The organism is Aquimarina sp. EL_43, from assembly GCF_943422735.1.
Taxonomy (GTDB): domain Bacteria; phylum Bacteroidota; class Bacteroidia; order Flavobacteriales; family Flavobacteriaceae; genus Aquimarina; species Aquimarina megaterium.
Window position 1 is genome coordinate 2019386 of sequence record NZ_CALSBR010000001.1, and the last position, 11804, is coordinate 2031189.

General features: G+C 34.0%; 9 protein-coding genes. 7 read left to right on the top strand and 2 right to left on the bottom strand.

Going from position 1 to position 11804, the window contains the following annotated elements; translation table 11 throughout:
* The first annotated feature begins 85 nt into the window (after positions 1-85).
* The 6 genes from NNL09_RS09080 to NNL09_RS09105 all read left to right on the top strand — a co-directional run bounded on the left by NNL09_RS09080 (position 86) and on the right by NNL09_RS09105 (position 7208).
* Positions 86-1225: a cystathionine gamma-synthase gene (locus NNL09_RS09080; RefSeq protein WP_025665899.1), complete on the top strand. Its 1140-nt coding sequence runs from the start codon at positions 86-88 to the stop codon at positions 1223-1225.
* A 103-nt stretch (positions 1226-1328) separates the two neighbouring features.
* Positions 1329-2672 carry an NADP-specific glutamate dehydrogenase gene (gdhA, locus tag NNL09_RS09085; RefSeq protein ID WP_025665898.1) on the top strand — a complete coding sequence of 448 codons (1344 nt, stop codon included), beginning with the start codon at positions 1329-1331 and terminating at the stop codon, positions 2670-2672.
* A 177-nt stretch (positions 2673-2849) separates the two neighbouring features.
* Positions 2850-3377 (top strand): DUF4136 domain-containing protein, encoded by a 528-nt coding sequence (locus tag NNL09_RS09090; protein WP_196911517.1) that lies wholly within the window; start codon positions 2850-2852, stop codon positions 3375-3377.
* Positions 3378-3407: 30 nt separating this feature from the next.
* The gene (recO, locus tag NNL09_RS09095) at positions 3408-4127 is read left to right on the top strand and encodes a DNA repair protein RecO (protein ID WP_196911518.1); all 720 of its coding nucleotides are present in this window, start codon (positions 3408-3410) and stop codon (positions 4125-4127) included.
* Positions 4128-4131: 4 nt separating this feature from the next.
* Positions 4132-6537 carry a TonB-dependent receptor gene (locus tag NNL09_RS09100; RefSeq protein WP_196911519.1) on the top strand — a complete coding sequence of 802 codons (2406 nt, stop codon included), beginning with the start codon at positions 4132-4134 and terminating at the stop codon, positions 6535-6537.
* A 35-nt stretch (positions 6538-6572) separates the two neighbouring features.
* A complete protein-coding gene (locus NNL09_RS09105) occupies positions 6573-7208 on the top strand; it encodes an HAD family hydrolase (protein ID WP_256525666.1) in 636 nt (211 codons plus the stop codon).
* Here the strand turns inward: NNL09_RS09105 and NNL09_RS09110 are convergent.
* Positions 7205-7699 (bottom strand): nuclear transport factor 2 family protein, encoded by a 495-nt coding sequence (locus NNL09_RS09110; RefSeq protein ID WP_196911521.1) that lies wholly within the window; start codon positions 7697-7699, stop codon positions 7205-7207. The genes NNL09_RS09105 and NNL09_RS09110 overlap by 4 nt on opposite strands.
* A gap of 15 nt (positions 7700-7714) precedes the next feature.
* Positions 7715-8248 (bottom strand): hypothetical protein, encoded by a 534-nt coding sequence (locus tag NNL09_RS09115; RefSeq protein WP_196911522.1) that lies wholly within the window; start codon positions 8246-8248, stop codon positions 7715-7717.
* 368 nt (positions 8249-8616) lie between these two features.
* Here NNL09_RS09115 and NNL09_RS09120 point away from each other — a divergent pair, with 368 nt between their 5' ends.
* Positions 8617-11760 carry a fibronectin type III domain-containing protein gene (locus NNL09_RS09120; RefSeq protein ID WP_231389254.1) on the top strand — a complete coding sequence of 1048 codons (3144 nt, stop codon included), beginning with the start codon at positions 8617-8619 and terminating at the stop codon, positions 11758-11760.
* The last annotated feature ends 44 nt before the right edge of the window (positions 11761-11804 follow it).

An 11804-nucleotide genomic window follows, 5' to 3' on the forward strand; every position in this document is an offset into this window, starting at 1 on the left:
TAGAACGAATTAAATCATACATTTGTCCCGTTTTTCAACATAAAACGACCAAGTTAATTTATTCTTGTTAAAAACTAATAAATAGATGAAATTTAACACTAAAACAATTCACGGAGGACAGAAACACGATCCGGCTTATGGTGCCGTTATGCCTCCGATATATCAGACATCTACATACGCTCAAACCACTCCGGGAGGACATAAAGGTTTTGAATATAGCAGAACGCATAATCCAACAAGAAAAGCATTAGAAGATTCTTTTGCCAGTATCGAAAATGGAAAATTTGGACTTGCTTTTGGATCGGGGCTTGCTGCCATAGATGCAGTAATCAAATTATTGAAACCTGGTGATGAGGTTATTTCTACTAATGATTTATACGGAGGAACCTATCGTTTGTTTACTAAAATCTTTGAAGATTTTGGAATCAAGTTTCACTTTATAGGGATGGAAAATGCAGATAAAGTAGAAGATTATGTAAATGAAAATACCAAATTAATATGGGTTGAAACACCTACCAACCCTATGATGAATATTATTGATATTAAAGCCATAGCTGCAATATCAAAAAAACATAATCTTTTATTGGCTGTAGATAACACTTTTGCTACTCCATATTTGCAAAGGCCTTTGGATCTTGGAGCCGATATTGTAATGCATAGTGCTACCAAATATTTAGGAGGGCATAGTGATGTGGTTATGGGAGCATTAATCGTAAAAGACGAAAAACTGGCAGAGCGACTTTACTTTATTCAGAACGCAAGTGGTGCTGTTTGTGGGCCACAAGATAGTTTTTTGGTGTTAAGAGGAATCAAGACCTTACATATACGTATGCAACGACATTGTGAAAATGGTGAAGCCATTGCAAAATATTTGAAGAACCATCCTAAAATAGAAAAAGTATACTGGCCAGGTTTTGAAGATCACCCTAATCATGAAGTTGCCAAAACACAGATGGATGGTTTTGGAGGTATGATTTCTTTTGTTACTAAAGGAAGTGATTATGATAGTGCAATTAAGATCGTAGAGAATCTAAAATTTTTCACTTTAGCAGAATCTCTTGGGGGAGTAGAAAGCCTTGCAGGACATCCTGCAAGTATGACACATGCTTCAATACCAAAAGAAGAACGAGAGAAAACAGGAGTAGTCGATTCTTTAATTAGATTAAGTGTCGGAATAGAAGATGTTAATGATCTCATTGCAGATCTCGAACAAGCTATTGGATAGCCTAATTATTAAATTAAAAAAATAAACTTGTTTTTTTAGGAATATCATATATTTGGCGTGATATTTCAACCTATAGATAAGAATCTATTAATTCAATTAACATATGCAAGCAAAGATAGATGCATTCATGGAAGAGGTAAGGGCTCGTAACGCACACGAACCTGAGTTTTTACAAGCGGTACAGGAAGTTGCCGAAACTGTAATCCCTTACATCGCTACAAAAGAAATTTATAATGGGAAAAACATCCTGTTAAGAATGGTTGAGCCAGAGAGAGCGATCATGTTTCGTGTACCTTGGGTAGATGATAAAGGAGAAATTCATGTGAATAGAGGGTATCGTATTCAAATGAATTCTGCAATAGGACCATATAAAGGAGGGTTACGTTTTCACCCTTCTGTAAACATAAGTATTCTGAAATTCTTGGCTTTTGAACAAGTTTTCAAAAATAGTTTAACTACACTTCCTATGGGAGGTGGTAAAGGAGGATCTGATTTTGATCCTAAAGGAAAATCTGACGATGAAATTATGCGTTTTTGCCATAGTTTTATGAGCGAGCTTTTTAGACATATTGGTCCTGATACAGATGTTCCTGCGGGAGATATAGGAGTAGGAGGTCGCGAAATAGGATTCCTATTCGGGATGTATCGTAAAATGCGTAATGAATTTACTGGTGTTCTTACCGGAAAAGGACTTACATGGGGAGGATCTCTAATTCGTCCTGAAGCTACAGGATATGGAACGGTTTATTTTGCAAAAAATATGCTAGGAACCCAAGGAGATTCTTTTGAAGGAAAAACGGTAACAGTTTCTGGTTCTGGAAATGTTGCGCAATACGCTGCAGAAAAAGCAACGCAACTAGGAGCGAAAGTAGTAACGCTATCAGATTCTTCTGGATACATTTATGATAAAGACGGAATTGATGCAGAAAAACTAGCTTTTGTGATGGAACTTAAGAATATAAAAAGAGGACGTATCAACGAGTATGTCGATAAATATCCTTCTGCAGAGTTTCATAAAGGGCAAACCCCATGGGGAGTAAAATGTGATATCGCCTTACCGTGTGCTACTCAAAATGAATTAAATGGAGATGATGCACAAACGTTAATTGCTAATGGTTGTGTTTGTGTTAGTGAAGGTGCTAATATGCCAAGTACACCAGAAGCAATTACTGCTTTTCATAAAGCTAAAATTTTCTTTGCCCCAGGTAAAGCTTCTAACGCAGGAGGTGTAGCAACATCTGGATTAGAAATGACACAAAACTCATTGCGTTATAACTGGACTCGCGAAGAAGTAGATAATAAGCTAAAACAAATTATGGAAGATATCCATTCTGCTTGCCTAGAATACGGTAATGATGGTAATGGATATGTAGATTATGTAAAAGGAGCTAATATTGCCGGTTTTGTAAAAGTAGCTGATGCTATGCTAGCGCAAGGCGTTATATAAATAAAATTTATTTTATAAATAAAAGCCGTTTAGAGATTTCTCTAAACGGCTTTGTTGTTGATTAAAAGAATATTCAACCCCGATTATGCATTTGGTTTCCTAAAATTATGATATCCATGAATCAAGTGTAAGGATGATATCATTTTGTTATGTATTTTTATAGTTAAATTGGTTCTTATGAAGCATGCAGGTCTTTTCTTTTTTTTGGTGCTATTAATCTCATGTAGAGTTACACATACGATTTATGATTATGATGAACAACAGGATTTTTCAATATATAAGACCTACGCTTTTTATCCTGAGATGAATTCTGGGCTTAATGATTTGGATCAAAAACGATTATTGATGGTAACAGAAACCGTTATGAAAAGTAAAGGGTTTACCAAATCTGAAACTCCGGATATTCATATGAATTTTAAAGCGATTATGAATAAAACACCTTCACGTAATAGTATTGGTGTGGGGGTTGGTAGTGGCAGCGGTGGTGTTAGTATCGGTGTAGGAGGATCTATTCCTATTGGTGGACCAGAAACTTTTCTTGAACTTACTATTGATTTTGTCGATGTAAAAAAAGATGAATTGGTATGGCAGGCGATTGCCGAGAGGAGGTTTTATCCTAATGCCTCTCCAGATGTACGTACCAATTTCTTTCAAAAAATTATTGAAAAATCCCTAATTAAGTATCCACCTAAGAACAAAGAATAAGATTGCTTTTTTATTTATTTTCGATTTATAATGATAATCAACTCACCAGCAATAGTAATACATTCCTTACGATATAGTGAAGCAGACCTGATTGTTTCATTGTTTACAAAAACGAGTGGGTTACGCTCTTATTTACTAAAAGGAGTTTTAAAATCTAAACGAGGAAAAATCAAAGCATCTTTATTTCAACCACTTACTTTATTAGAAATACAAGCTTTTCATAAAGATAAAGGCTCTTTAGAGAGAATTAAAGAAGCCAAAATAAAAACAATTTATAAATCGTTACATACAGATTTTGTAAAAGGGACATTGGTGTTTTTTATTTCTGAGGTACTTAAGAATTCTATACAAGAAGAAGAAACGAATACAGATCTATTCGAATATATTGAAACCGCTTTAATGTGGCTAGATACACATGATACTATTGGTAATTTTCATATTACATTTTTAACCAAGCTTACCCAGTATCTTGGCTTTTATCCAGATATCCCTCATGTAGAATCAGACTATTTTAATATGCAGGAAGGCGTTTTTCAGTCTATTAGTAGTAATATATATTGTGTAAGCGGAGATCAGGTAAAATTATTTAAACAATTTTTAGGCACAACATTTGAGGCAAGTATGGATATTAAACTATCAAAGAATACACGAAGTGATATTCTGGCTATGCTATTAGTATATTTTGAACTACATTTGCACGGTTTTAAGAAGCCGAAATCACTTTCAGTTTTAAACGAAATTTTTAATTAAGATAATGCGGTTATTTATAATTCTTTTATTGGCTATATTTTTTGCATTGCCTGGTAATGCTCAAAAAATTACAATATTTAGTACAGTAAATAATCAACCTATTCCTAATGTAGCTATTTACAATAAGATTAAATCTAAGAGTGCGATAACTAATTTTGATGGAGTAGCTGATATTTCTGCATTTTCTGATACCGAAATCTTGTATTTTACTCATATCTCGCATTTAGGGATAAATATGGTAAAATCTAAAATACCAAAATCACTTTCTATATATTTAAAACCAGATGAAAACCAGCTTTCGGAAGTCGTTATTTCGGTATCAAAATGGGAGCAGGAACAAAAAGAAGTTACACAAAAAATTGTAAGTATTTCTTCTAATGATATTGAATTGTCTATGCCACAAACATCTGCAGATCTTTTACAAAGCAGTGGTCAGGTCTTTATTCAAAAAAGCCAGTTAGGAGGAGGAAGCCCTATTATTAGAGGTTTTTCTACCAATCGATTACTGCTCACGGTAGATGGAGTGAGAATGAATACAGCAATATTTAGAGGAGGAAATGTGCAAAATGTAATATCGGTTGACCCTTTTACTGTTGATAGAACAGAAGTAATATTAGGGCCAGGCTCTGTTGTATATGGAAGTGATGCAGTAGGAGGAGTAATGAATTTTTATACAGCACAACCTAAGTTTGCTGTAAACAGTAAGAATAAACTAAGTGGTAATGCACTTATCAGATATGCTAGCGCCAGTAATGAAAAAACAGGACATGTTGATTTTAATATCGGATTAGAGAAGTGGGCATTTTTAACCAGTGTAAGCTACACAGATTTTGATGATTTAAAAATGGGAAGTCATGGTCCCGATGATTATTTGAGAAATGAATATGTAGAAACCATAAACGGAGAAGATATTGTTATACAAAACACCGATCCTGAAAAACAAGTGTTTACAGGGTATGATCAGATCAATTTGTTGCAGAAAATTCGTTTTATGCCTAACGAGAAATGGGATTTTAATGCCAATCTTATCTATACAGAAACATCTGATTATCCGCGTTATGATCGCTTGATTAGAAAGAGGGATGGAAATTTAAGATCTGCCGAGTGGTTTTATGGACCACAACTCTGGTTTATGGGTAACCTACAAGTATCACATAAATCAAAAAGCAAACTGTATGATAAAATGAAAATCACTGCAGCATATCAATATTTTGAAGAAAGTAGAAATGATCGCAATTTTGGTAGTGATATTTTAGAAAGAACCCAGGAACAGGTAGATGCTTACTCATTAAACTGGGATTTTGAAAGAAAATTTAGTGATAAGACTACTCTGTATTATGGATTAGAGTATGTATTAAATCAAGTATATTCTGATGGGTCTGAACGTAATACTACTACTAATGTTATTGAAGACGCACCCTCTAGATATCCTGATGGATCTACATGGCAATCGATAGCAGCATACCTTAGCATAAAACATAAGTTAAGCGAAAAACTAAGATTTCAAGGAGGATTACGATATAATAGAATCATCCTATATTCAGAATTTGATGACAAGTTTTTTGATTTTCCATTTACCGAAGCAAATATCGATACCGAAGCCTTGACGGGCACTGCGGGATTAAGTTGGTTTCCTAATGATATGATACAATGGAAATTGAATTTATCTACAGCTTTTAGAGCACCTAATATTGATGATGTTGGTAAGATTTTTGATTCAGAACCAGGTTCTGTTGTAGTGCCTAATCCAGATATAAAATCTGAATATGCATATAATGGTGAAATAGGAGTAAAGCTAAATCTTGATAAAAACTTATCTGTAGATTTGTCAACGTATTATACATATCTTGAAGATGCATTAATACGAAGAGACTATAATTTAAATGGGCAAACAGAAATCCAATTTGGAGGAGAATTAAGTAATGTACAAGCTATTCAAAATGCAGCAAATGCTAGAGTATACGGATTTGAAGCTGGATTAGAATATAGGTTTTTTGAAAATTTTAAACTAATATCTAAGTATACTTTTGTTGGAGGAGAAGAAGAATCTGATGATGGTACTACTGCTCCTTCAAGACACGTTTCTCCTCAGTTTGGAACTACTCAGGTAAGTTATATGTTACCTAAATTTACAATTGATGCTTTTGCAGTGTATAATGGAGAGTTTAGTTATGAAGACCTGGCTCCTTCTCAACAGAACAATGACTTCTTGTATGCCAAAGATCAAGATGGGAACCCATATTCTCCATCCTGGTATACGTTTAATCTTAGAACACAATATCAAGTAACAAAAAATATAAAAGGTATATTATCGATAGAAAATATTACCGATCAACGATACCGTCCTTATTCTTCTGGTATTGTTGGTGCAGGAAGAAATTTTATTCTATCTGTAAAATATACGCTTTAACATCATAGAATAAGGATCTGAAGAATACATTATTTATATTCGATATCGATGGGACACTTACAGATAGTGTGCCTATGTATTTGATTTCGGTTACAAACTCGTTATTGGCACTAGGGATTTCTAATATAGATACCGATTATGATAGGTATAAACATCATACAGATAGTTATGCATTGAGATATAATTATGAGCGCAATTTTAAGAAAACCTTTCCCAAAGAACTATTAGATGATTTTGAAATCGATTTGGTTAATCAAATGGGAATGTTTGATCCCGTAAAAGAAATTGATGGTGCCAAATCACTAATTCGGTTTTTTAAAGATAGTAATATTCCTTTTTGTTTTGCTACAGGTGCATTACCTAAACCAGCAATGATCAAATTAGATCAATGTGATATCTGGTATGATGAAAAACTATTAGCAACTTCAAAAACGCACGAGTCGAGAGAAGGTTTTGTTTTAGAAGCTATAGAAAGATCAAAGATGTATTATGATAAAGAAAATTTTGACCGTATCGTATCAATAGGAGATGGTGTTTGGGATTTAAAAACGGCCCAAAATTTATCTCTTGATTTTGTAGGTATAGGAGATAAGAACAGGGCAAAACTTCTGGAAAACGGAGCTAAACATTGCTTTTCTACCCTGTCAGCTTTCAAAAAATCACTGATTTAATTTTTAGGAGCTCTTAGTTTTTGCATTAAGGCAGTATCAAATCCTTCTTTAAGCTTAGTGATTTCGGCTACATTTTTGTTAGGGATAGCAATAGATAATACATAATGCTTTACTTTCCAGCCATTAGCTGTTTTTTGAATGACACCGCTACCACGACAAATCCCCATTTGAGTATCTAATAGCTCATCAAACCAAGCAATATCACTTTCCTTTTGCGCAAAAATATTTCTTTCAAGAGTAGAAAAACTCCAGGCTTTTCCTTTATCAAAATAGGGTTTAGCAAAGGCTTTAAATTCGCTGTTATTCCAATTTTCTGTAGGGTCGGTTCCTATAAAAATAGCATCTTCGGTCATAAGACCAAAATAAGCTTCAAAATTGGCATCAGCTGCAGCTTTGTGCCATTGCTCAAGAGCAGTATTAATTTCAGTATTTTGTTGTGCAAAACAAAAACTATAGACGAATAGTAGTAAAAATAGAATTGACTTTTGCATACGTTTAATGTTTAATTAGTTCTCTTGGTCTTCAAGTTCTCTTAAAAGTTCTTTTTCAATATTTTCTGGAATTGCTAATGACAATTCATTTAATTGTATGATCAAACTATTATAAGCTTTAATCAATCTTGTATTAGCTTCCATAACCATATCCGAATCTTTATTTTTCTTTTCAGAAAGTAATTTTAGTAAACCTGTTTCGGTAGATAGAACACTAATTCGAGAGTTAATAGTGTTTATGTTTAAATCTTCAGAAAGGTTTTCTTTAAATGTACTTACTAGAAAATCTATACTATCAACATGTTTGTTTACGTAGAAAGCATTCTCATTGCGTAGTACAGTTATAAAACTTCTGAGGTTTTGAAAATCTTCAAAAATTTCAAGACTTCTTTCAGCTTCCGGAGAAAGTTTCAGAAGGTTTAATTTAATTTTTTCTTTAGAAAGACTATCAAGCTTAGCAACGGGAGCTTTTCCTTGTATATTGGTGGTCTTTTCACTTTGACATCCAAAACAAAGTAATGTAATTCCTAAAAAGAAAAATAGTCGCATTGTATGTTTTTTAATAAGAACTCAAAAATAAGATATTTATGTCAAAATGATAGTAAAGTGATCGCCAAATAGAATAGATATTAAAATTTGTATACCTGTTTAGACCTCTTATGTATTTTATTTCTTGAGTATCGTAAACCTTACTGTATTAGTATTTTTTTAATCTTTTTTTCACATCAGAATATCCATATACAAAAGGAATAGTAAATTTTTATTATCAATTATCTTCAATAGTCTAACGAATTCTAATTAGATCCTTATGAATTCTAAATAGAGCTAAATTTTAAAAGCTACACAAGTTACTTTTGCGATGATTTTTTTTATTTAAACTAACACAAACACAAATCACTTACCTAAACCTCATGATCATGAAAAACTTAAACTTTAATGAGAGGATGTTTTCTGGCATATTTAGAAAGACGTATATAATAGTCTTTTTATTGATTCTTTCTTTTTCTTCTTTTGCACAAGATAAGAAAGAAGTTGTTATAGGAACTGTAAACAGCTTCTCAGAATCAGTATTTTCGAATAAGTCAGGAAATAGCAACTTTACTATTAAACTATCCGATAAAGAATCATACAATCTTAAGATTAATGTTAAAAAGAATACTGCAGACGGATATTTTGTTACCGGTAATGTTTTGATTAATAGTGCTAAATCTACTGCTACAACAGAGCCTGTTTTTAGTTTTACTAAAAACGACGGAAAAATATTTGGAGAGATTATTTTTTATGATCGGAAAAAAGCATTTAAGATCTCTACCAATGATCATGGAGAAGTACTAGCGAGTAATCAAAATATTCATAGTATACTATGCGTAGATTTCGAACAAGAAAAAGCTGCTGTTAATGATGATTCTGGTGTAATTATCCCACAAAAAGCACAAATACAATTAGAGAGTCTCCCTGGAGCATCTCATGTTATCTATCTTGATTTTGATGGAGAAGTAGTGTCTGGGACTCGTTGGGCTGGAGGTAGAACTATTAATGCTCAACCTGCAGGATTTAGTGATGAAAAAATTCTTGCGGTTTGGAGGATTATGGTAGATGATTTTAATCCTTTTAATATAAACGTGACTACCAGAAGAGATGTATTTGATGCTACTCCAAAAAACCAAAGAATGATGGCGATATTTACGCCTACAAATGATGCCGCTCCCGGGTCAGGAGGAGTAGCGTATCTAAATTCTTTTAGTTGGAATTCTGACGATCCATGTTGGGTGTATAACCTAGGAACGAGAACAGCTGGAGAAACAGGGTCTCATGAGGTAGGGCATACTCTGGGATTAGGACACGATGGAACAAGATCTGGAACCACATATTATTCAGGACATGGGCAATGGAGTCCAATTATGGGTTGGAGTGCTAATAAAACATTAGGTCATTGGAGTAAAGGAGAATATAATAATGCCAATAATACTGAAAATGATTTAGCAATTATTTCAAATTCTAGAAATGGTTTCGGGTATAAAAAAGATGATCATGGAAATACTATAAATAATGCTACAGAATTAGTATCTGATACTAATGGAAATGTATCTAAAGCAGATAACGAAGGAATCATTGAGAGAACATCGGATAAAGATGTATTCTCTTTTCAAACTTCTGGAGGAGAGGTGAGTTTTTCTTTTGATCCAAATCCATACCATCCAAATTTAAATATTAAAGCAAGGTTATTAAATAGTAATGGAGAAGAAGTTACATTCTCTGATCCGCAGGGCCTAAGAGCATCTATAAATACTACTTTACAAAGTGGTAAATATTATATCGAAATAGATGGAGTAGGAGAAGGAAACCTATCTACAGGTTATTCTGATTATTCTTCTTTAGGATTGTTTTCAATTTCTGGAAAGTACCCTAAAGAAAGTGTTACAGATACCGAAGCTCCCAGTATTCCAACAAATTTATCGGCTTCAAATGTCGAGGAAACCACATTGTCTTTATCATGGGTAGCTTCTACAGATAATGTTGGAGTAACAGGGTATGATGTATATCAGGGAGATGTTAAGATTACCAGTGTTAGTGGTACCTCTTATAATGTTACCGGGTTGACTGCAAATACCACATATGAGTTTAGAGTAAAGGCCAAAGATGCTGCGGGAAACACTTCTGGATTTAGCAATAGAGTATCGGTTACTACAAAAGAAACTACGGATACCGAAGCTCCCAGTGTTCCAACAAACTTATCGGCTTCAAATGTCGAGGAAACCACATTGTCTTTATCATGGGTAGCTTCTACAGATAATGTTGGAGTAACAGGGTATGATGTATATCAGGGAGATGTGAAAATTACCAGTGTTAGTGGTATTTCTTATAATGTTACCGGGTTGACTGCAAATACCACATATGAGTTTAGAGTAAAGGCTAAAGATGCTGCGGGAAATACTTCTGGATTTAGCAACACAGTATCGGTTACTACAAAAGAAACTACGGATACCGAAGCTCCCAGTGTTCCAACAAACTTATCGGCTTCAAATGTCGAGGAAACCACATTGTCTTTATCATGGGTAGCTTCTACAGATAATGTTGGAGTAACAGGGTATGATGTATATCAGGGAGATGTGAAAATTACCAGTGTTAGTGGTATTTCTTATAATGTTACCGGGTTGACTGCAAATACCACATATGAGTTTAGAGTAAAGGCTAAAGATGCTGCGGGAAATACTTCTGGATTTAGCAACACAGTATCGGTTACTACAAAAGAAACTACGGATACCGAAGCTCCCAGTGTTCCAACAAACTTATCGGCTTCAAATGTCGAGGAAACCACATTGTCTTTATCATGGGTGGCTTCTACAGATAATGTTGGAGTAACAGGGTATGATGTATATCAGGGAGATGTGAAAATTACCAGTGTTAGTGGTATTTCTTATAATGTTACTGGGTTGACTGCAAATACCACATATGAGTTTAGAGTAAAGGCTAAAGATGCTGCAGGAAACACTTCTGGGTTTAGCAATACAGTATCGGTTACTACAAAAGAAGGAAGTACAACAGATATCTGTGAAGGAGTACAGGCATGGGTGTCTGGAGTAAGTTATGCTGTTGGAGATCGAGTAATTTACAGGAGTTATGTTTATGAAAGAACTGCCAACGGATGGATAAGGCTCGGGAGATGTGATGCTAATCTTTGTGAAGGAGTAGATGCTTGGGTATCCGGAGTACGTTATAATATAGGAGATCGAGTAGTATATAGAGGTAATCTATGGGAACGTGGTGCAAGAAGATGGAGATTTGTTTCGTCTTGTAGTGAACAAGCGAACAAATTTGAATCAGTTGCTCCGCCACAAAAGATGAGTGTGTATCCTAATCCGATAAGCGGAAATGTACTAAATATTGTTTTCAATCCTTCTCAAGAAGCAACCTATAGTATTTATAATTTATTAGGAAAAATAGTGTCTAGTGGTTATTTTAAGTCTTCTGTACAGATAGATCATTTGCAAACAGGAACATATATCCTCAAAGTTACTTCTGATAAAACACAGCATGTTACTCGATTTGTAAAAGAATAGAGAAAGATGAAAAACTGAAAAAAATAGACTTTTATACTTAGATT

Excerpts from the sequence above, each read along its gene's own strand:
- NNL09_RS09080 (WP_025665899.1), top strand. The coding sequence starts at position 86 with ATGAAATTTAACACTAAAACAATTCACGGAGGACAGAAACACGATCCG.
- gdhA (WP_025665898.1), top strand. The coding sequence starts at position 1,329 with ATGCAAGCAAAGATAGATGCATTCATGGAAGAGGTAAGGGCTCGTAAC.
- NNL09_RS09090 (WP_196911517.1), top strand. The coding sequence starts at position 2,850 with ATGAAGCATGCAGGTCTTTTCTTTTTTTTGGTGCTATTAATCTCATGT.
- recO (WP_196911518.1), top strand. The coding sequence starts at position 3,408 with ATGATAATCAACTCACCAGCAATAGTAATACATTCCTTACGATATAGT.
- NNL09_RS09100 (WP_196911519.1), top strand. The coding sequence starts at position 4,132 with ATGCGGTTATTTATAATTCTTTTATTGGCTATATTTTTTGCATTGCCT.
- NNL09_RS09110 (WP_196911521.1), bottom strand. The coding sequence starts at position 7,699 with ATGCAAAAGTCAATTCTATTTTTACTACTATTCGTCTATAGTTTTTGT.
- NNL09_RS09115 (WP_196911522.1), bottom strand. The coding sequence starts at position 8,248 with ATGCGACTATTTTTCTTTTTAGGAATTACATTACTTTGTTTTGGATGT.
- NNL09_RS09120 (WP_231389254.1), top strand. The coding sequence starts at position 8,617 with ATGAAAAACTTAAACTTTAATGAGAGGATGTTTTCTGGCATATTTAGA.